This is a genomic window from Bacillus sp. CDB3 (assembly GCF_002081505.1).
Taxonomy (GTDB): Bacteria; Bacillota; Bacilli; order Bacillales; family Bacillaceae_G; genus Bacillus_A; species Bacillus_A cereus_AT.
This window is the reverse complement of record NZ_ALBR01000079.1, coordinates 1-22,141: the sequence shown is the minus strand read 5'-3', so window position 1 is coordinate 22,141 and position 22,141 is coordinate 1. Positions and strand designations below refer to the sequence as shown.

The following is a 22,141-nucleotide window of genomic DNA, read 5'->3' as shown; positions in this document are numbered from 1 at the left end:
ATTACGAGAATATTAGACAGAAAATTAAGAAAAAAGAAGGGTTTTTAACATGCTTTCTATAATTATAGAAGTATAATCTTTATGTGGAAAAGAGGGGTATATAATGGAAGTAACAAGTAAAACAGAATCTGTTGTTGTAAAATATGAAGGGCGCGTAGCGACGGTTATGGTCAATCGCCCAGAGGTTTTAAATGCATTAGATGAACCAACGTTAAAAGAGTTATTACAAAAGTTGAAAGAAGTGGCGGAAAGTTCTGTTCACGTTGTTGTGTTATGCGGCAGTGGCCGTGGTTTTTCTGCGGGTGGAGATATTAAATCGATGCTTTCAAGTAATGATGAAAGTAAGTTTGAAGGCATTATGAATACAATTGCTGAAATCGTTGTGACGTTATATACGATGCCAAAGCTTGTTATTAGTGCAATTCATGGACCAACTGCTGGACTTGGATTAAGTATTGCATTAACAGCTGATTATGTTATGGCAGATATATCATCAGTTATTGCGATGAACTTTATTGGAATCGCTTTAATTCCAGATGGTGGTGGCCATTTCTTCCTTCAAAAGCGCGTCGGTGAAAATATGACGAAGCAAATCATTTGGGAAGGGAAGAAATTATCAGCGACAGAAGCGTTAGATATCGGTTTAATTGATGAAGTAATCGGTGAGGATTTCCAAACGGCTGTGAAGCAAAAAATTAATAAGTGGTTACACAAACCAATCAAGGCGATGATTCAAACGAAACAAATTTTATGTGAAGTAAATCGTTCTAATTTAGAACAAACGCTTCAGCTCGAAAAGCGTGGTCAATATGCGATGAGACAAACAGCGGATCATAAAGAAGGTATTGCTGCTTTTCTAGAAAAACGTTTACCAGCATTTAAAGGGGAATAAAGTGAAGCTGTAATCCGAGGGGATTTGTTAATCCCTCGCGGATTATTAGTTTTACTGCCCGTTAATTCGAGATAAAGGGAAGAAAGTGCTAACACATTTTAGTATAATTGTGTTAGCACTTTTTTTAGGGGTAATAAATGAAGAAAATTATCGGTGTTATCGTTATGATTTTACTTACATATTATGCTTTGCATAGTACACCATCTCTCGCGGTACGGACTGCATTATTCTTTGAGGGACATCCAACTGTTGCTTTCTCAGGTGAAGTGAAGAAAGCACGGGATGTGAAAAAAGAGGCGATTCCTGATGAGTACCGGACCTTATACGGCGATAAGAAAGAAGAACAAGAACCAGAGCATTACTTCTTTCCGGTAGTAAGGGCGCACGGATCGGGAATTGATATGTTAAGTGCTTGTGTGAAAAAAGAGTGGTGTTTCTATAAAGCAGAGCTTGGGTGTTATTAAATAAAGGAGGATGAATGATGTCAACGTACAACAAGTTAGTAAGAGACCGTGTTCCGGAGAAAATTTTAATGTCTGGAAAAACATATACAGCACAAAAATTAACAGGACAAGCATACATACAAGCTTTAGCGAAAATTGGAACGGAAGAAATTCGTGAATTTGCTTCTATGAAAGAGCGTGAACATGCGCTAGATTCTCTTGCAGATGCACTGGAAGTTATCATCTCATTAGCGCGTGCAGAAGGTGCATCGATTGAAGATGTAGAACGTCTTCGCAAGCAGAAAGAAGTAGAGCGCGGTGGGTTTGAAAGAGGCATTTATTTATTAGACGTTTCAGAAGAATAGTTTTATAGAAAAAGCATCGCGTTAGTGGATAACGCGATGCTTTTTTGTCATTAAGATTAGGTTAAAGTGAATTTTATTGCAATTTAGAAAATTAAGCTATATAAGTAGAGGTTTCATAGTAAATTTTGTATACTGAATAGTAGAGAAAATGAGGAGGAAACGACAATGACACATCATGCAAAAGAAACGATGGAATTAATTAAAGAGCTTGTCTCTATTCCAAGTCCATCTGGAAATACGGCGAAAATTATTAATTTTATTGAAAACTATGTAAGTGAGTGGAATGTAGAGACGAAGCGTAATAATAAAGGCGCTCTTATTTTAACGGTTAAAGGAAAGAATGATGAGCAGCATCGTTTATTAACTGCACACGTTGATACGTTAGGTGCGATGGTGAAAGAAATTAAGCCTGACGGTCGTCTTCGTCTATCTATGATTGGTGGATTTCGCTGGAACTCTGTAGAAGGGGAATATTGCGAAATTGAAACGTCAAGCGGTAAGAAGTATACAGGTACAATTTTAATGCATCAAACTTCTGTCCATGTGTACAAAGATGCAGGGGAAGCGAAGCGCGATGAGAAAAATATTGAAGTGCGTATTGATGAGCGTGTCTTTTCAGCAGATGAAGTACGTGAGTTAGGAATTGAAGTAGGAGACTTCGTTTCATTTGATCCACGCGTTCAAATTACAGAGAGTGGATACATAAAATCACGTCATTTAGACGATAAAGTAAGTGTAGCAATTCTATTAAAATTAATTAAAAGATTGCAAGATGAAAAGGTAACATTACCGTATACAACACATTTCTTAATTTCTAATAATGAAGAGATTGGGTACGGTGGTAACTCAAACATTCCAGAAGAAACTGTAGAATATTTAGCGGTTGATATGGGAGCCTTAGGTGACGGACAAGCATCTGATGAATATACAGTATCCATTTGTGCGAAAGACTCTAGCGGTCCATACCATTATGCTTTACGTAAGCATTTAGTTGAACTGGCGAAAGCGAACGCTATTGAATATAAAGTGGATATTTATCCATACTACGGATCAGATGCATCAGCTGCGATTCACGCTGGATTTGATGTGAAACATGCATTAATTGGAGCTGGTATTGATTCTTCTCACGCATTTGAGCGTACGCATGAAAGCTCGATTGTACATACAGAAGCACTTGTTTATGCATATGTGTTATCAGAAATGATAGTAGAATAGTGAGAGGGTGGTTGATTCTATGAATCAGCCACTTTTTTGTGTATAAAAACTACTTAAATTGTATAGTAGGTTTACTATAGAATTCTAGTATTATAAAATGATAGAGGTGCACTAATTTTTTTGATTCATATTTCCTAAAATTTGTATATTAAGATTGTGTGTTTTTCAAAACGTTAATTTTCGAGAGGAGTATTATTTTTTATGAAGTATCGTGCAGTCGCGGCTGGTATTTTAGCCGCAAGTTTATTATCGTCTCCAGTTAGTAGTTTCGCAGCAGGGAAAAAGTTTTCGGATGTTCCTACATGGGCGCAGGAATCGGTTGACTATTTAGTAGGGAAAAAAGCACTTGATGGAAAACCAGATGAAACGTTTTCTCCATCTGAAGCAGTAGATAAAGGATCAGCTGCAAAAATATTAGCGGTAGTTCTTGGTTTACCAATTGATCCAAAAGCGAAACCATCTTTTAAAGATTCGCAAGATCATTGGGCAGCACCATATATTGCTGCGGTAGAAAAAGCAGGTGTAATTAGTGGAGATGGTACTGGAAAATTCAATCCATCAAGCCAAATTAACCGTGCATCTATGGCATCTATGCTTGTACAAGCATATTCATTAGACAAGAAAATTATTGGAGAACTTCCAACACAGTTTAATGATTTGGAACCTCATTGGGGTAAGAAACAAGCTAATATTTTAGTAGCTTTAGAGATTTCAATGGGTACAGGAAATGGTTGGAAGCCTGACGGTACTGTAAGTCGTGCTGAAGCAGCTCAGTTCATCGCGATGGCAGATAAAAATAAAACAAATACATCGAAAAGAATGTATATGAACAGAAACTTTATTACATATCATCAGGCATCGTTATCATCTGGTATTACTGACACTCAACATAAGCCACAAATGCTTGAAGTGAAAGAGCAAAGAGCGGATGGTTGGTTGAAAGTTGTAACAAGTAAAGGTGAGAAGTGGACGCCTTTAACAGAGAAAACAGATGTTATTAATGAAGGATTTACTGCGTATGCAGAAGCTTCGCATCAATCTAAAGTGTCAGGTACATATAATGCACAAAAAGTAACTGTTATTGAAGAGAATGGTAGCTGGATTCGTATCCGTATGGGAGCTGGCTTCCAATGGGTGGATAAAAATCAATTAAACCCAGTGAAGCAAGGTAACTTCCTAGAAGGTAAAGCGATTATTATTGATCCAGGTCATGGTGGAATTGACTCGGGGAACCCTGGTTATTATGAGAAAGAAAGTAAAACCGTATTAGATGTATCATTACGATTACAGAAAATATTTGAGAAAAAGACACCGTTTACTGTGTTATTCACTCGTACAGATGATACACGTCCAGGAACAAGTGGTCCTGATTCTTTAAAAAAACGTGTAGAATTTGCACAGCAAAATAATGGAGATATTTTTGTAAGTATCCATGCTAATGGTTCTGACTTGAAAAATGGACAAGGCACAGAAACATTATATTATGACGCAGCACGAGCAAGAGCAACGAATCCAAATGTAGAAGAGAGTCGTTTATTAGCAGAAAAAATTCAAAAACGTCTTGTGAAAGCACTTGGAACAAAAGATCGTGGTGCGAAACATCAGGATTTATACGTAACTAGAGAAAATACAATGCCAGCTGTATTAACAGAATTAGCATTTGTAGATAATAAAAGTGATGCAGATAAAATTGCTACACCAGAACAGAGACAAAGTGCAGCAGAAGCTATTTATCAAGGTATTTTAGATTACTACGAAGTAATGGGTAACGACGTATCTTCTTTCCGTTAAATAGTAGAGATAATGATAGAAGAGATTGCCAATAGGCAGTCTCTTTTTATTTATAAAACAAATTATAAAGGTTTCTCTTTATTTCGGGCATGTGATATCATTTAATTTTACCCCGCATTAACGGGCAGTAAGATTCCCACCTAGAAATTAGACGAACACGAGGAAGCTAGGTCTAGGTAGGAGATCAACTGCCCGTAAACGCCCGATTGGTGAGGGCTGATTATCAGTGGGAGATAAGGCTTCCCACTGATAAAAGTTTCACTTTATATGAAAAAGGTATTCGAGTAATTTTGATCATAACAATTTTAAACGATAAAGGATGATAATAGATTGAGTAATCATAGTAAAACACCTGCATGTATATATACGTATGCGTTTCGAGAAGAGGAACGTGCTTTATGTTACTTGGAAATGCGTTCGTTCTTTGGGATGGAGTCTCACGTTAATATTTTGAAAAGTGAAGTCAAGATTGCTCCGAGTAGAAGTCCGTTTATTAAAGAGCGCGTTGAGGTTATGTATGAAGGGGACGACTTAGAAAGCATTTTAGAACAAGTGGAACAAATTGATTTAGCGGGAGCGACATTCAAAGTTATCTTCGTTAAAATCAATGATCTTGGTAAAGAAAATAAAATTGAATATGGGGAAAGACGTCTTATTGAACGAGACCTTGGCATGCATATTGAAGGAGAAGCTGATGTTCGTAATCCAGAGCGTGTATTCGGGATTGTTCCTCTTGGGGGACGTTGGTACTTCGGGCACTATGTAGAAAGTGATCCAGTTTGGTATCATCACATAAAAAAACCGCATAGCTATTCGACATCACTGAGCACACGTGTTGCTAGAGCTGTCGCAAATATCGCTGTACCAAACCCAGATGGAGTGCGAGCAATTGACCCGTGCTGCGGAATTGGAACAGTAGTAGTAGAAGCACTTTCTATGGGGATTAACATCGTTGGTAGAGATATAAATCCACTTGTAGTTCTTGGAACGAGAAAAAACATCGCACATTTCGGATTTGAAGGAACAGTAACAAAAGGCCCAATTGAAGAAATTACTGAGAACTACGACGTCGCAATTATCGATATGCCGTACGACCTATTTACGCACGCAACACCAGAAGATCAACTCTCGATTCTTTCAAGTGCGCGCCGCATTGCAAAAAAAGTAGTCGTTGTCACGATGGAAACAATGGACGACATGATTCATGAAGCGGGATTTGAAATTACAGACCGCTGTATCACAAGAAAAGGATCATTTTCTAGACAAATTCTTGTTTGTGAATAAGAAAGGTCACCCATTTGGGTGACCTTTCTTGGTTTGCATTCTTGCAGCGTGATGTGTGATTGGTTGGTGGAATAGAGGGAGGAATTTGGCGATAAGTCGATATTCCAGGTCGAGACGTCGATATATTTGAAAAATCGCCGATATATTCTAAGAATCGATCGATATCATTTTGTTAGTACATTACTCTTCTTGCGTCTTCTCCTGTTGTGCGATTAATAAATTGCGTAATACGTGTCCGCGGTAACTTTCTAGTTTTCGTCCTTCATGATAGCGAACACCCAATTTCTTAAGTTCAGCTACGTACCAGCCTTTTGTTCCGTAATACATGAGACCACTTCCTTTTTTCTTTTGAACAGTATATGTGCCTGGGCGAGAGAATTTTCTTTTTTTATTCATGAAATTTACGAAAATGAACATTGAATATTCAGTCTATTTATATTATGATTAACTTATTATCGGATGACAGTGATTAGCCTCCCTGTAAGCCCGAATGCCTTTTTGAAAATGAATAGAGGAACAACTTCTTTCCACTTGAACTTCCTTAGCAGGAGGACGAGCCATAAGGATAGGGGCAGTAAAATTCAATGCAGTTGTATGCGTTGTTTTTCTGGCTCTTTTTATTTTTTATTTAAAGTAGGAGGGGATTTTTAGAAAGCGTTGTCAATGGAGTATGGTGCACGTCCACGCTAATGGAGGGGCTGGTGAATTGGTTGGCTAAAGAGAAAAAGGAGTTACAAAAGGATTTAAAAACTCGGCATATAACAATGATTTCGATTGGTGGGGTTATCGGGGGCGGTTTGTTTGTAGGAAGTGGAACGATTATTCAATCGACGGGTCCAGCAGCGATTTTGTCCTATATTATTGGCGCTTTAATGGTTGTGCTCGTGATGCGGATGTTAGGAGAGATGGCAGCGGAAAATCCTGATAGCGGTTCTTTCGCAACGTATGCGAATAAAGCAATTGGGCCGTGGGCAGGGTATACGATTGGGTGGTTATATTGGTTTAACTGGGTCATTATTATCGCGATTGAAGCGGTGCTTTTAGGCGTGATGATTAACAATTGGTTCCCTTCGGTTCCAGCATGGATCGCGAGTTTATGTATGGTTCTTTTAATGACGATGACGAATGTATATTCAGTAAAATTGTACGGAGAGTTTGAATATTGGTTAGCGTTTATTAAAGTTATTGCGATTGTTGCGTTTTTAATTTTAGGAGTTTCGATGTTTTTTGGTCTTGTTCCAGGGGTGGATAGACCGAGTCTTGCTATTATTACGGAACACGGTGGTTTCTTCCCGAATGGAATTGTCCCTGTCTTACTGAGCGTTGTGTTTATTTCTTTCTCTTTATCGGGAAGCGAAGTAGCAGCGATTGCAGCCGGGGAATCGGAAAATCCAGAGAAGAATGTTATACGAGCTATTAATAGTGTTGTATGGCGCCTAATGCTTTTCTTCGTAGGTTCGGTAACGATTTTAGTTATGTTTATTCCGTGGACGGATAAGGAGTTATTAAAACTTCCGTATGCAAGTTTATTTAATATGGCAGGAGTACCTGCAGCCGCAGAAATTATGAATGGTGTTGTCTTTTTATCACTACTTTCCGTTATGAATTCAGGTATATATACGAGTTCGCGTATGTTATTTTCACTTGCTAAAAAAGGCGATGCTCCGGCCGCTTTTTCAAAGTTAAATAGTAGAGGGACGCCGGTTATAGCGATCTATGCAAGTATCGTATTTGCATTTATTTGCGCGATGTTGAAATTTATATCTCCTGATAAATTGTTTGCGTTTTTAGCGAATAGTTCAGGCGGGGTAACGATGCTTATGTATATGTTCGTTGCTGTTTCACATGTCATATTAAGACGAGAGAGAGAAAGAGAAGGGGCTGGAAAGCTGAAAGTGAAAATGTGGTTATTCCCTTATCTCACATATGCAACGCTTCTAATGATTATTACAATCTTTGTTTCACAAGCATTTATAGCAGATATGCGGATGCAGTTTTACATGACATTACTAGCTACGATCCTAGTAATAATAAGTTATTTCCTAAGAGTTAGAAAGTTAGATAAGCAAAAGTTGAATGATTTTACGATGATAAAAGATTCGGAAGTTAGTTTAGAAGAAAAATAAGAAAAGGGGTATGTACCATGTTAAAAGAGAAGAAGGATATTACAACTACAAAATCTAGCATATTACATGAAAGAAGAAAAAATGCGGTGCCAGAAGGGCCTTACAATATTACAGAGTTGTATGTGCAATCAGCAAAAGGCGCGATTATTACGGATGTAGATGGTAATGAATTAATCGACTTTGCGGGCGGAATTGGTATGCAAAACGTCGGGCATTGTCATCCGAAAGTAGTAAAGGCGATTCAAGATCAAGTAGAATCTTCTATTCATAGTTGTTTTCATGTAGCGCCGTATGAAAGTTATATTACACTGGCGGAAAGACTGAATGAGTTAACGCCAGGTGATTTTAAGAAAAAAACGATGTTTGCGAATAGCGGAGCTGAAGCAGTAGAAAATGCGGTGAAGATTGCTAGAAAAGCAACTGGAAGAAGCGCAATCGTTTCGTTTGAGCGTGCATATCACGGGCGTACACTTTTGACGATGTCACTGACAAGTAAGGTGAAACCGTACAAACATGGATTTGGACCGTTTGCATCAGAAGTATACAAATTACCATATCCGTATTATTACCGCGCTGACGAAGGGCTAACACAAGAAGAAGTAGACGCGCAAATTTTAGCGTATTTCGAACGCTTTATGTTAGAGGAAGTAGCAAGTGATAATATCGCTGCAATTATTTTGGAACCGCTTCAAGGAGAAGGTGGATTTATCGTTCCGACGACTACATTCATGCAAGGTGTCCGGAATATTTGTGATAAGTACGGAATCATTATGATTGCGGATGAAATTCAAACTGGTTTCGCTCGTACGGGCAGCTTATTTGCAATGGATCATTTCGGCGTAGCTCCAGATTTAATGACTTTCTCAAAATCAATCGCTGCTGGAATGCCGCTTAGCGCAATAACAGGAAGAGCGGATTTGATGGATGCACCTGGACCAGGTCAATTAGGTGGTACTTTCTCAGGAAGTCCGGCTGCTTGCGCGGCTGCATTAGCTGTTTTAGATGTAATTGAAGAAGAGAATTTAGTGAAGCGCGCTGTAGAAATTGGCGAGCGTATGATGGAAGTGTTTAATAGTTGGAAAGAGAAATATGAACTAGTTGGTGATGTCAGGGGCCTTGGTGCTATGACTGCAATCGAGCTTGTGAAGGATAAAGAGACGAAAGAGCCAGCAGCGGAAGAAGTTAAAGCAATTATGAAGGAAACGCATAGTAAAGGGGTCATTACGATAAGCGCCGGTATTTATAGTAACGTACTTCGCTTCTTACCGCCTCTTGTTATAACAGATGAACAGCTTGAAGAAGGGCTTATTATTTTAGAAGCTGCTATTGCGAAACTATCAAAATAAAAATGGTGGGGGCAGGGGAATGAAGTTTTTCAATTATATAAACGGTGAGTGGAGAGAACCTTCCACGAATGCATACGTGAAAAATTATAATCCACATAACGGGGAAGTGTTAGGTGAATTCCCGTTTAGTTCAGTAGAAGATACACGAGTTGCAATCGCATCAGCGAAAGAGGCTTTTCATAAATGGCAAAAGTTATCGTTTCAAGAGAGAGCAAGTTATTTATGGAAAGCGGCAGCTATTTTAAAAGAAAAGGTAAATGAAGTTGGCCGAGATGTAACGAATGAAGAAGGAAAGACGATTGCAGAAGGAATAGGAGAGACGAAGCGAGCGATTAGCATTCTTGAATATTATGCCGGGGAAGCAAATCAGCCGATTGGAGAGATTATCCCGTCTGCTAATGAAAGTACAATGCTTTACAGTAAACGTGTGGCAGTAGGACCAGTCGGATTAATTACGCCGTGGAACTTTCCAATTGCGATTCCGGCCTGGAAAATGGCGCCGGCACTTATTTACGGAAATACGATTGTCATTAAGCCGGCTGAAGTTACACCAAAATCGGTGTACCATCTCGTGAATGCTTTTCATGAGGCTGGCATCCCGGCGGGCGTTATAAATTGTGTATTCGGCAAAGGCTCTGAAGTTGGAGCAGAATTAACGGGAAACCCTGATATAAAAGCGGTATCTTTTACGGGTTCTAATCACGTTGGAAATATCATTCAGAAAGCAGCCGTTGAAACTAGGAAAAAAGTCCAATTAGAGATGGGCGGAAAAAATCCGTTAGTGGTATTAAAAGATGCCGATATTGAAAAGGCGGTAAATATTGCGATAAAAGGTGCGTTTATGTCAACAGGGCAAAAATGTACCGCAACAAGTAGAGTAATAGTCGAAGAGGAAATTTATGAAGCGTTCCGTGATCGACTATTGCAGCGCACTGAGGCTCTTACAGTTGGAAATCCGTTAGAACCTAATACGTTTATGGGCCCATGTGTCTCAAAGGGGCAGCAACAATCTGTTCTATCGATGATTGAAGTAGGAAAAGGAGAGGCTTCTTTACTGTATGGAGGCAGCGTGCCGGACGAAGCTGAACTGCAGCGAGGATGTTATGTTTTACCGACTATTTTTGAAAATGTAGATGTAGATGCACGCATTGCAAAAGAAGAGATTTTCGGTCCAGTTATATGTTTATTTAAAGTGAATAGTTATGAAGAAGCAGTTTCTGTAGCGAACGATACAGAATACGGACTAAGTGCATCGATTTGTACGAATAATTTAAGTTTATCGCAAAGGTTTATTGATGATATGGAAGTTGGAATGGTTCATGTGAATTCAGAAACTGCAGGAGCAGAACCACAAGTTCCGTTTGGCGGAATGAAAAACTCTAGTGCTGGACCACGTGAACAAGGAAAAGCGGCGAAAGAATTTTATACGAGAATAAAGACAGTATACGTAGATCAAGTATAAACACTAAAAAACATAGTAACGGAGGATGAAATATGCGTAAAGGGACATTTTTTATGGCAGGACATTCGAGACTTCCGAAAGGGATGGCTGTTCGCAGTATGTATGAAACATTAACGATTACAATTGAAGCAGATCATAAATATCACGTCATTATTGAAGCGTCATGTACGCTTGCGACAGAGCACGGTAGAGACTTCGTCGCTCAAATTTTGAGAGGACATAGTTTGCAAGATGGTATTGAAGAAATCGTTCAAGATATTACGGATCATTATCAAGGAAAAGCGCAAAATGCGATTATCAGTGCGGTAAAAGATTTACATCGCCAATATGTAAGTTATTTAAATGATGAACAGCTAGAAGGAGAGTACGAGGAAACAACACCATAAAAACTGTCTAGTTTATCAAACCATAAACAAGAGCCAGTTGTATTTCCGTTAACGGGATACGACTGGCTTTTTATATTGAGGAGGAACGGAATATGAAAAAGTTAAATGAAGGGCAAGTTGTAAAACAAGAGACGAAAAAAAGAGGATGTGCAGAAAGTAAAGGGAGTTGTAAAATGTGTAAAGTTTGTCGAGAAAATAATAAAAAACGAATTGACAGTTAGAATATTTTGAATTATTATTTAATTAATAAGATCCATACGAGAAATTAGCCTTCTCTATATCCGATCTTGCTTTCCTGTTTTACAAATATTTTCATACAAACTGTCTATTATTATTGTACTTTAAGAGATTAAAGAACATTCGTAATTATGAGCCAGTTGTACGTTTCTACGATTTTATGTCGTGGTATGCGTATGACTGGCTTTTTCGTTGTTAGGACAGTAAGACCGAATCTCAGCATAAGAAGATAAGGATAACTGTCTGTAAAAAGCGTCCATAAGTTCTTCATATTTAAATTAGGGAGGAATTAAAATGTCGATTATTACAGAACAAAATGCGAAGATGAAATTTGCAAAGAAATATGAGGGGTATGAAATTGCTCCTCATCCAGAGCATAAACGTTTATATCATATTACGCTAAACCAGCAATTGCTTAAGCAGTTTTTTGAAGAGGTAAAAGAGCATTCAGAGCAGTCACTGCAATACATTCCTTATTCTCGATTTAATCTTGCGGATGGAATGAGAAAGATTTTTGGGCAATCATTTATGGATAACATTCGCGGCATTATTCATGACCGTGAAACGGGCGGATTTACAATTGGGGTACAAGGTGAAACATCAGATCCAGCAGACTACGTTAAATTTGCAACAGCATTAACACATTTAATCGGGGAGCCAAACTTTGATGCAATGACAGGAACGTATTATGCTAGATTTAATGTAAAAGATACAGATAGTAGTGATTCTTACCTTCGTCAAGCGTACCGATTGTTTACACTGCATACAGACGGTACATTCGTTGATGAACCGACAGATTGGCTTCTTATGATGAAAATTGAAGAGCAAAATGCAGTAGGCGGAGAATCTCGTTTACTACATTTAGACGATTGGGAAGATCTTCAGAAATTTAGAGATCATTCACTCGCATCTGTTAAAATTACGTATAAAGCACCACCAAGTAAAAATTCGCAAGAAATCGTTTATCGTGAAACGTTTTTTGATGTAAATAACGCACCGTGTATTTGCTTTATTGATCAGTTCGCTTATCCAGATAATATTGAACAAGCAAACTATTTGAAAGACTTATCATATTCTGTTGAAAATTCACCAGCAACACATGCATTGAAATTACCAATTGGTGACTTAGTTCTTTTAAATAACTTATTTTGGATGCACGGAAGAGCTGCATTTGAGAAAAATAAAGATTTATATAGGGAACTAATGCGCCAGCGCGGTTGTTTTTCTAAATAAGTTTGTACGGCGGGTCTTAAAAAAGACCTGCCTTTCATCATATTAAGGGGGAAGTAGGATGTATGACTTTATAATTATTGGCGGAGGAATCGTTGGTCTTTCAACTGGAATGGCTTTAACGAAAAAATTCCCTCGTGCGAAAATCGCGATCATTGAAAAAGAAAAGGAACTTGCACATCATCAAACTGGACATAATAGCGGAGTAATTCACTCTGGGATTTATTATAAACCAGGAAGTTATAAAGCAAAGTTTGCAAAAGAAGGAAACGCAGCTATGGTTCAATTTTGTAAAGAAAATGACATCGCTTATGACATGTGCGGAAAAGTAATTGTCGCTACAGAAAAAGAAGAACTTCCTCTTTTACATAATTTATATGAGAGAGGCTTACAAAACGATTTACATATTTTAAAAATAGATAAGGAAGAATTAGCTGAAATTGAACCTCATGTAAAAGGACTTGGGGCAATCCGTGTTCCTTCTTGCGGGATTGCTGATTATAAAGGAGTAAGTTATGCGTTTGCCCGTTTGATTCAAGAAAGCGGAGGAGAAGTACATTTAGGAACAGCCGCAGAGCGTATTACTGAAAAGAAAGACGCCGTAACAATTGAGACAAACAAAGGCACATTTAAAACGAAATTTCTCATTAACTGTGCCGGCTTACATAGTGATCGCATTGCGAAAAAGACAGGCATATTAACGGACATGAAAATTGTTCCGTTTCGTGGTGAATATTATGAACTCGTCCCGGAAAAACGCCATCTCGTAAAACATTTAATCTATCCAGTCCCAAATCCAGAATTCCCGTTTTTAGGTGTTCATTTCACAAGAATGATAAACGGAGAAGTACATGCAGGACCGAACGCAGTATTAAGCTTTAAGCGAGAGGGCTATACGAAAACAGACTTTGATATTAAAGACTTCATGGAAACAATGACATACACAGGCTTTTGGAAAATGGCGATGCCAAATATGAAAGAAGGCATAAAAGAAATGGTGCGCTCATTTAGTAAACAATCATTCCTAAAAAGCTTGCAGCGCTTAATACCAGAGCTAACAGAAAAAGATATCGTCCCAACCCATGCAGGTGTAAGGGCACAAGCCATTTTATCAAACGGAAATATGGTTGATGACTTCTGCATTATCCCCGGCATCAATTCTCTGCACATTTGTAATGCGCCATCTCCAGCGGCAACGGCTAGTATAAAGATTGGTGAGGAGATTGCTAAGCAAGTGCCGGATGTGGTGGCGGTTAGGGTTTGATGGGTAATGGGTCCCCCGAGGTTTTTGGGGGATTTTTTTGTTTTGGTGTGTGTGTGTTCGTGGGACCGGATGTCGGTGTAGGATTGGTTGGTGGTTATTAGGCGTAAAAGCGCAAAGTTTGTCGGTAAGTCGATATGTTGTGTCGAAACGTCGATATATTCGGAGTTGTGGTCGATATAATTGAATAATCGCTGATATATTTTTGCGGAGTGTGGGATTGGTTATAGGTTAATGGACAGCGACTGTCTACTGTATAAAAAAGTAGACAGTCGTGTGTATTTTTCAAAAAATGTATACAGATCTATCCCGCTATTCGCCGGGCAGTAAGACCCCCACCTCAAAATTCAGCGAAAGCAAAGAAGTTAGGTGGGGGCCTTACTGCCCGTAAAAGCCTGATTGGTGAGGACTGATTAAAGTTTCATTTATACTCTATGCGTTGGCATGATATTTGCAATGAAAATAGTATTAACATATAGGGGAGAGATAGGAATGAAGGTTAGTAAAATATACACAACAATTGATGCGCACGTAGCTGGGGAACCGCTTCGAATTATTACGGGCGGCGTGCCGGAAATAAAGGGAGAAACGCAACTAGAAAGACGCGCATATTGTATGGAACATTTGGACCATCTTCGCGAGGTTCTTATGTATGAACCGAGAGGACATCACGGCATGTACGGTTGTATCATTACACCGCCTGCAAGTGCTCACGCTGATTTTGGCGTACTATTTATGCACAATGAAGGCTGGAGTACGATGTGTGGTCACGGCATTATTGCTGTCGTTACAGTAGGAATTGAAACAGGCATGTTTGAAGTGACAGGTGAAAAACAAAAATTTATTATTGATAGCCCTGCCGGGGAAGTTATTGCGTACGCAAAATTTAATGGTAGCGAGGTAGAATCCGTATCGTTTGAAAATGTCCCTTCATTTGTATACAAAAAAGACGTTCCTATTAAAATAGATAACTATGAATTTCAAGTGGATATCGCGTTTGGCGGAGCATTTTATGCTGTAGTGGATAGTAAAGAGTTTGGTTTGAAAGTTGATTTCAAAGACTTACCTGCTATTCAAACGTGGGGCGGTAAAATTAAACATTATATTGAGAGCCAAATGGAAGTTAAGCATCCACTTGAAGAAGGTTTAAAAGGAATATACGGTGTTATTTTTTCAGATGAACCGAAAGGAAAAGATGCTAGCTTACGAAATGTAACAATCTTCGCTGACGGGCAAGTAGACCGTTCTCCTTGCGGCACAGGAACTTCCGCAAGAATCGCAACTCTTTTTGAAAAAGATGCCTTACAAAAAGGAGAGATTTTCATCCACGAATGCATTACTGACGGCCAATTTGAAGGAGAAGTATTATCTTTAACAGAGGTAGATAAATATGAAGCTGTCGTTCCGAAAGTAACGGGGAATGCGTTTATTACAGGATTCCATCAGTTCGTTGTAGATCCGAGAGATGTGTTGAATCGGGGGTTTTTAATAGGATAAAAGGGGGATAAACAAATATGCTAATCATAAGCGCGAACGAACAAAGAAACTTAGTAAATATGAATGAAGTCATTGAATACGCGGCGCTTGCTTTAAAAGAATTTTCAGCAGAAAGAACGATTACACCAATTCGCGGCTCATTACCATTTGCGAACGAGCAAAATACCGCATTAATTATGCCTTCAGTAGCGGAAGGACTTGAAGCACTCGGTTTAAAAGTAGTAACAGTCGTCCCGCAAAACAAAAAGATAGGAAAGAAAACGATAAACGGAATTGTAATGCTATCAGACTTTCAAACAGGAGAACCACTCGCACTTTTAGAAGGTTCCTATTTAACGATGATCCGAACAGGCGCCTTATCAGGAGTAGCGACAAAACATTTAGCTCGTCATAACGCAAAAACTTTATGTATCATCGGCACCGGTGAACAGGCAAAAGGAATTGCAGAAGCTGTATTCACGGTTAGAGATATTGAAAAAGTAATTCTATACAACCGAACGGAAGAAAAAGCCTATGCATTCGCGCAATATATACAAGAGAAATTCAACAAACCAGCTTATGTTTACGCAAGTCCAGATGAAGCAATAAGTGAAGCAGATATCATCGTCACAACAACGAACGCATCCACATCAGTCTTCTCAGAAAAACTACAAAAAGGCGTCCACATAAACGCCGTCGGTTCATTTAGACCGAGCATGCAAGAACTACCATCTCACGCCATCACAAGCGCAAACAAAGTAGTAGTCGAATCAAAAGAAGCAGCATTAGAAGAAACAGGCGACCTTCAAGTTCCGATAAAAGAAGGTCTATTCGAAGCTAGCAATCTTCACGCTGAACTTGGTCAAATTATAAGCGGGGAAAAAGCTGGTAGAGAGAACGATGAAGAGATTACCGTTTTCAAATCGGTAGGTTTAGCGGTAGTAGATATTATCGTTGCGAAGTATTTGTATGAAAAAGCGGTGGAGCGTGGAGTGGGGACTGTACTTGAGTTTTGAGGCTGCCTTTTGGTGGTCTTTTTTTATTGATAGGGGAGAAGCTATGTGTTTTCGAGTGTAGGTTTAAAAATAAAAGGTAATCACATATTAGTCATGTCCAATATGTGATTACCTTTTCTATTTAGCTGTCATGGCACCGTCTGCAACCACAGCGCTACCAGTCATTGCTGATGATTCATCTGAGGCAAGGAATAAAGCTACATTCGCAATTTCTTCTGTATGAATGACACGACCAATCGGTTGGAAGTCATCAATACTATTTAGTACATTTTCAATACCACCCATTAGATTCGCATGTGCATCGTTAATGGTAGTATTCACCCAGCCTGGACAAATGCAATTGGCACGAATATTTTCCTTAGCATAATCTAATGCTATGGCCTTGGTAAGCATTAATATAGCTCCTTTGGAAGCCACATATGCAGATAACATAGGCTCTGCAACCAAGCTGTTTACAGATCCTAAATTAATGATAGATCCGCCACCACTTTTTCTCAGCTCAGGGATACCGAACTTGGTCGTAAGATACATGGATTTCACATTTACATCCATCGTTCGGTCCCACACCTCTTCCGTGATATTCTCGATTTTTCCAGGTACATTTATCCCCGCATTATTACAAATAATATGTAAAGCGCCAAAACGTTCCACAGTATAATTGATTAAATTTTGAACTTGATTGGAATTGGAAACATCTATACGGAAAAATTCAGCAGCACCACCAGCATTTTGTATTTCCTCTGCCACTTCTGCTCCTTGGTCGATGATATCACTCACCACGACTTTCGCCCCTTCTTCAGCGAATCGTTTTGCAATAGCAGCACCAATTCCTCTTCCAGCTCCTGTTACAATTGCAACTTTCCCTAATAATCTCATACGTCAACCCTCCATTAAATTGTATTACTCCCGGAATGCCGGTGGTTTTATTTTATATCCGCCTGATTTAACTGCTCCTACCGTAATTCCAAGAATCAACCAGCAAGCACCAAAAATAAACGTCTTTAAGGTAAATCCTGACCAAACAAAAGTAACAATGCCAAAACCAATTAAAGGCATAACCAAATAATATATATAAGATTTCAAACCACGATTTTTCTTTTTAAAGAAAAAGTACCAACAAACACATAAATTTAAAATCATAAATGAAGTAACGGCCCCAAAGTTAACAAACATTAAGATTGTTTCTGTTGGTAACGTGAGAACAGTAACGGCACATATGATGGCAGACAAATAAGTTGAATTTACTGGTGATTGATATTTAGGGTGAATTTTCTTAAAAACATTCGAAAATGGTAGAAGATTATCACGACTCATAGAAAAGAGAATTCTAGAGGTCGCAGCCATACAGTTTAAATTTACAGCTCCGGCTATAGCAACTACGTTGATAAGGATTATTACTATGTAAAAGGCGGTACCACCAGCTTCTTTCAAAATATTAAAGTATCCTAAATCTGGATCAAGGTTGGCATAGTTTGGATGAATCAAATGTGCGATATATGCTTGAGCCACAAAGAAAAAGCCGATAAATACAATAGAAAGAACCGTTGCTTTTCCAACAGTTTTTCTTGGTTCTGTTGCCTCTTCCGACAGCGTGCTAATCCCATCAAAACCTAAAAAACCAAGGACGGCGATTGTAGTTGAAGTAGCAATCAATCCAAAATTGAAATGTTCAGATTGGAAGAATGGATCAAAGGTAAATCCACCAGTGCCGTGACCTCCTATAAACACATAGTTAATACCAACAATCAATACGACTGCAATGACGACGACTTGTACATAAAACATAATCATGTTCATTCGAGAAGTAACTGTGATTCCTCGGATATTAATATACGTATTAATAGCAATAAACAGCAACGCCCATACTGAAGAAGGGACAGTAGGAAAAATCCCGGTCATCCAGTTTCCAGTCATCGAATACAATAATGCAGGCAGTAGCACATAGTCAGCAAGGATAATCCAGCCTGCTACGAATCCGACATGCGGATTTACTGCACGTTGGATGTACGAATATACAGATCCAGATATAGGGAATTCTTTTGCCATATGGCTATAACTGTAGGCAGTAAACAACATGGCAATTACCCCTACGATATAAACCAAACATGACATACCGAAGCTTTGCTGGGCTACCATTCCATACACTTGCATCGGCGCCAATGGAGCCATAAAGACCATGCCATAAATGGTCAGCTCTTTTAAACCAAGGCTTCGCTTTAATTCTTGTTTGTATCCAAATTGACTTATTTCAGTTTCAATCTGAGACATAGATTCACCCCTTTTTTAATATATTTAAGAGTATTATAGTGAAAATTCTGAATATTTTCAATAATGTTTTTCAAAACCATTATCAAAAATATTGCTGGTGGGATTAGTGCAAAATTAGCCCCTTTTGTAAATAAATATCAGCAAAAAATTGTTGAATATTATTGGAGATAATTAACAAGACCGAGAGGCGAGGGACGAGGGTTCTGATGTGGTATTAGTTGCGGGCGAATTACAAGTTTACTTTATTTTAAATGTACATATATAAATTCCAAAAATCGGTATATAATCGATAAGGATGAAAACGGTTTACGAACCAATAGGAAAGGAATATAAAGTATGGAGGAATGGATTGCAAGTCAGAAAGAAACCAACCATCATAAAATAGCGATAACATTATTTCCTATCAGTCTATTTTTAGGGTATATCCATCCAGGATTATTTGGTTTCGGACTATTTTTATTTTTTATTATTACATCATTTAAGTTATTGAAGAAAATGCTATTTTTTATGCTTATACTAGGCATCATATCGGTAATCCTTCCTTTTTTAGCACCAATTATTTTTATTGTTATGCTCGTTCTCTTTTTTATGAGAATTCAGTTTGTGCTAAAAAATTGGAGGCCTTTTTTAGCTGGATTGCTTGTATATGGAATTGCGGCTATTTTACTAGCCAGAATGAGTTTTGATCCTACTAGTGCTTCTTTAGCCTATGATTCTTCACCTAGTAAAGTAATGGAGTCTATTATTGTTTCGGGTTTAGGGTTTATTGGTATAAGAACAACGTTAATTTGGTTGTATGGTCATAATTATAGTAGTTATGCAGCTCTTGGAATTATGGGAAGCGTACCTCTTATTATTATTTCTTTCATTTTGCCATTTTTAAAAATGCATGTTGGTGGAGATGCTTATGTCGCGGAACCAGGGGTGGTTGATGGACACGCTGTTACAGGGGAAACAGTTGTACATTCTTCAGATGCGCATATAACTAAAGGAACGAACGTACAACATGTACAATCATATGTAAGAACAGCGCCAGACGGAGACGTAACGAATAACTTGTCGTATCATGGTCCAGATGCAAAGCCGGTGAATACAGAAATGGTAGCAGTGAAAGGTCATGTAAGAACAGCGCCAGACGGAGATGTAACGAATAACTTATCGTATCACGGTTCGGATGCAAAACCAGTCAATCCAGATATGGTAGCGGTGAAAGGCCATGTAAGAACGGCGCCAGACGGAGATGTAACGAATAACTTATCGTATCATGGTCCGGATGCAAATCTTGTAAATGTAGAAGCGCAAGGAAGCGAATATGTAAATACTAGTTTAGATGGAGATACGGCTAAAGCTAAAGATTCTTCACAGTGGGGAAGCATGACTCCAGAACAGAAAGAAACAGTTTATAATGCATTTAATGGAGTAGCAGTTGGACAAGGAATGATAGGTAAACTGTTAAAACGTATTAAGCCAGAGAAAGGACGGAATCGTTTTTGCGGACATTGTGGTAAGGAAAGGTCTGGAAAAGAACGATTTTGTGTCGCGTGTGGCAGTAATCTTGAAAATGATGAGCTAGCTCCAAAACAAGCGGATAGTAAAAAAGAAAAGGATTTCGTGTTGTTAGGCATTACGGGAGTGATCGGTGTAGCAGTTGCGCTGCTTATGGTGAAAATTTTATTTTTCTCAGGTGATGATAAAATCGCAACTTCGGTGGAAACTAGCGAAAATATGGAAGCGCAAACTACACAACTAAGCACCGCATCATTATCGGATATAGATGGTTATTGGGTAGATAAAAGTGATCCAAGTTATGTCGGGATTCATGTAACTGATAATAAAAAAGGCGAAATAACGCTCTATAACGGTGAAGAAAACGTTACATACTTATTTAAAAAACAAGATAGTGATGAGAAAGAAATTAGTTTACGCATCTATGAAGTGGAATCTAATTTAGAAACATTCACACCGTTTAATGTTCGTGTAAATGTAATAGATGACGAGGCGATTGAGTTAATCAGGCTAGGGCATGAAGAAGAGAACCTTTCACTTACACGAATGACGAAGGAAGAGTTTATGAATTACTATGAGCCTGTTGATGAGAAAAAAGCGTATACAGGACAAAGTGATAAACGTGAACAATCTAATCGTACAAATACGAAAATACCATTCTCACAAATAGAAGCTAGCTGGATTAATACAAGTGGAGGACCAAATATCTCGTTTATATTAGCAGAGGGCGAGCGAAGCGGTGAGCTTATTATCGAACAAGGACAACCGGGTGGTGGCAGGCTCCCTCAGCATAAATTCTATATAAGTTCTGAATCGAAGAATGGAGATAATACATATATTCTTTCAGTACAACAAAACTCAGGTGAATATAGAAATGTAGAGTTGACGTTGACGGAAGATCGATTACGGATGATGATAGATGGACAGGAAAGTTTTTATCGGAGAGGATAGAAGCGATGTTGTCTCGAAAGGTGTAAATTAGTCTTTACTATAATATATATAAGAGAATCGTTCCTTGATCCAGAGGAATTTGATTTAGAAGATGTTAATAATATGTAGGAACATGTGAATCCTATGCGGATATGAAATCATTAATTCAATTGGCGTATGAAAAAAGTTGCACCTCTAACAATTAGAGGTGCAGCTTTCTTTACCATTCTCGCCATTCTTCTGTTATGTCTTCTTCGGATTCTAAGCCAGCTATTCGTGCTGCTGTATCGATAAATTCATAGAGATCTTCTCTTTCCATTGTTTCGATAAAATAGTCATGTTCGTCATTTAATTCATTTATGTTAACAACGACTTCTTTAACGACTTGCATTATTTCGACTTCGGTTGGATTCTCACCCAATTGCTCTAAATTGTTAATGTAAGTGTCGAGAACTTTATTTGTTGCACTTATATTTTCTTCAGTGAAAAACTCCCCATCTTCATCATTCTCAATCCATGGGGTTGTTGGTTTATTTTTTTTCAATTCATCAAATGTCATGATAACCTCCTAAAAATGTTTTTTATCTTTAATCCCATTCTACATTTTCGATCATATATAACAACCATTTCAGAGGAATTTCTTGTAGGCTGCTAGTTTTTTAACTCATTTTACGAGGCCATCTATTCGTGGTCTTTTTATTTTACCCTCCGCATAAATATAGTTTATCTCAAGAATTCATTGATAGATTTCAAACTTTCTACCTTTGCGAAAAAGTTTGACAATACATACGGGTAGTGGTAATTTAAAACCCTATAAGAAAACCGTACGTAGTTACGTACGTTACGTTACGTTACGTTGTTAAGTTAAGTTACGTACGTAAGGGTACGGTAACGGTAAGGTAAGTAA

General features: G+C 38.3%; 20 protein-coding genes. 16 read left to right on the top strand and 4 right to left on the bottom strand.

The features are described from left to right. Nucleotides 1-103: 103 nt before the first annotated feature. The 6 genes from CDB3_RS19725 to CDB3_RS19700 all read left to right on the top strand — a co-directional run bounded on the left by CDB3_RS19725 (nt 104) and on the right by CDB3_RS19700 (nt 5,990). On the top strand, nt 104-892 hold the full coding sequence (locus CDB3_RS19725) for an enoyl-CoA hydratase (RefSeq protein ID WP_128855670.1): 789 nt from the start codon (nt 104-106) through the stop codon (nt 890-892). 137 nt (nt 893-1,029) lie between these two features. Then, nucleotides 1,030-1,356, top strand: a complete 327-nt coding sequence (locus tag CDB3_RS19720; RefSeq protein ID WP_128855669.1) for a hypothetical protein — start codon at nt 1,030-1,032, stop codon at nt 1,354-1,356. Nucleotides 1,357-1,373: 17 nt separating this feature from the next. Continuing rightward, a complete protein-coding gene (locus tag CDB3_RS19715) occupies nt 1,374-1,700 on the top strand; it encodes a nucleoside triphosphate pyrophosphohydrolase (RefSeq protein WP_128855668.1) in 327 nt (108 codons plus the stop codon). A gap of 165 nt (nt 1,701-1,865) precedes the next feature. Next, nucleotides 1,866-2,915: a M42 family metallopeptidase gene (locus tag CDB3_RS19710; RefSeq protein ID WP_097829825.1), complete on the top strand. Its 1,050-nt coding sequence runs from the start codon at nt 1,866-1,868 to the stop codon at nt 2,913-2,915. Between the two features lie 201 nt (nt 2,916-3,116). After that, nucleotides 3,117-4,706 carry an N-acetylmuramoyl-L-alanine amidase gene (locus tag CDB3_RS19705; RefSeq protein ID WP_128855667.1) on the top strand — a complete coding sequence of 530 codons (1,590 nt, stop codon included), beginning with the start codon at nt 3,117-3,119 and terminating at the stop codon, nt 4,704-4,706. A 330-nt stretch (nt 4,707-5,036) separates the two neighbouring features. After that, complete coding sequence (locus CDB3_RS19700) at nt 5,037-5,990, top strand: TRM11 family SAM-dependent methyltransferase (RefSeq protein ID WP_000064982.1); 954 nt, start codon at nt 5,037-5,039, stop codon at nt 5,988-5,990. A gap of 180 nt (nt 5,991-6,170) precedes the next feature. On the opposite strand, the gene CDB3_RS19695 is transcribed toward CDB3_RS19700, so the two are convergent. Then, a complete protein-coding gene (locus CDB3_RS19695; protein ID WP_128855666.1) occupies nt 6,171-6,386 on the bottom strand; it encodes a YflJ family protein in 216 nt (71 codons plus the stop codon). Nucleotides 6,387-6,691: 305 nt separating this feature from the next. Here CDB3_RS19695 and CDB3_RS19690 point away from each other — a divergent pair, with 305 nt between their 5' ends. From CDB3_RS19690 to CDB3_RS19655, 9 genes are all read left to right on the top strand, one after another. Beyond that, complete coding sequence (locus tag CDB3_RS19690; RefSeq protein WP_128855665.1) at nt 6,692-8,116, top strand: amino acid permease; 1,425 nt, start codon at nt 6,692-6,694, stop codon at nt 8,114-8,116. A 17-nt stretch (nt 8,117-8,133) separates the two neighbouring features. Beyond that, nucleotides 8,134-9,462 carry a 4-aminobutyrate--2-oxoglutarate transaminase gene (gene gabT, locus CDB3_RS19685; RefSeq protein ID WP_128855664.1) on the top strand — a complete coding sequence of 443 codons (1,329 nt, stop codon included), beginning with the start codon at nt 8,134-8,136 and terminating at the stop codon, nt 9,460-9,462. A 19-nt stretch (nt 9,463-9,481) separates the two neighbouring features. Then, nucleotides 9,482-10,924, top strand: a complete 1,443-nt coding sequence (locus tag CDB3_RS19680; RefSeq protein WP_128855663.1) for an aldehyde dehydrogenase family protein — start codon at nt 9,482-9,484, stop codon at nt 10,922-10,924. Nucleotides 10,925-10,956: 32 nt separating this feature from the next. Next, nucleotides 10,957-11,310, top strand: coding sequence for a DUF3870 domain-containing protein (locus CDB3_RS19675; protein ID WP_128855662.1), 354 nt, complete (start codon nt 10,957-10,959; stop codon nt 11,308-11,310). Nucleotides 11,311-11,402: 92 nt separating this feature from the next. Further along, a complete protein-coding gene (locus tag CDB3_RS32475; RefSeq protein ID WP_256869885.1) occupies nt 11,403-11,531 on the top strand; it encodes a hypothetical protein in 129 nt (42 codons plus the stop codon). A 310-nt stretch (nt 11,532-11,841) separates the two neighbouring features. Continuing rightward, nucleotides 11,842-12,780: a glutarate dioxygenase GlaH gene (glaH, locus tag CDB3_RS19670; protein ID WP_128855661.1), complete on the top strand. Its 939-nt coding sequence runs from the start codon at nt 11,842-11,844 to the stop codon at nt 12,778-12,780. Nucleotides 12,781-12,838: 58 nt separating this feature from the next. Then, complete coding sequence (gene lhgO / locus CDB3_RS19665; RefSeq protein ID WP_128855660.1) at nt 12,839-14,041, top strand: L-2-hydroxyglutarate oxidase; 1,203 nt, start codon at nt 12,839-12,841, stop codon at nt 14,039-14,041. Nucleotides 14,042-14,530: 489 nt separating this feature from the next. Further along, nucleotides 14,531-15,535 (top strand): proline racemase family protein, encoded by a 1,005-nt coding sequence (locus CDB3_RS19660; RefSeq protein WP_128855659.1) that lies wholly within the window; start codon nt 14,531-14,533, stop codon nt 15,533-15,535. Nucleotides 15,536-15,552: 17 nt separating this feature from the next. Then, a complete protein-coding gene (locus CDB3_RS19655) occupies nt 15,553-16,530 on the top strand; it encodes an ornithine cyclodeaminase family protein (RefSeq protein ID WP_128855658.1) in 978 nt (325 codons plus the stop codon). 117 nt (nt 16,531-16,647) lie between these two features. Here CDB3_RS19655 and CDB3_RS19650 read toward each other — a convergent pair whose 3' ends face one another. Beyond that, nucleotides 16,648-17,406, bottom strand: a complete 759-nt coding sequence (locus tag CDB3_RS19650) for an SDR family NAD(P)-dependent oxidoreductase (RefSeq protein ID WP_128855657.1) — start codon at nt 17,404-17,406, stop codon at nt 16,648-16,650. 24 nt (nt 17,407-17,430) lie between these two features. After that, entirely contained in the window at nt 17,431-18,798 is a 1,368-nt protein-coding gene (locus tag CDB3_RS19645; RefSeq protein WP_128855656.1) for an APC family permease, read from the bottom strand. A 336-nt stretch (nt 18,799-19,134) separates the two neighbouring features. Here CDB3_RS19645 and CDB3_RS19640 point away from each other — a divergent pair, with 336 nt between their 5' ends. Next, nucleotides 19,135-21,255, top strand: coding sequence for a hypothetical protein (locus tag CDB3_RS19640; RefSeq protein WP_128855655.1), 2,121 nt, complete (start codon nt 19,135-19,137; stop codon nt 21,253-21,255). 199 nt (nt 21,256-21,454) lie between these two features. On the opposite strand, the gene CDB3_RS19635 is transcribed toward CDB3_RS19640, so the two are convergent. Continuing rightward, nucleotides 21,455-21,793 carry a hypothetical protein gene (locus tag CDB3_RS19635; protein ID WP_071747949.1) on the bottom strand — a complete coding sequence of 113 codons (339 nt, stop codon included), beginning with the start codon at nt 21,791-21,793 and terminating at the stop codon, nt 21,455-21,457. Nucleotides 21,794-22,141: the final 348 nt, after the last annotated feature.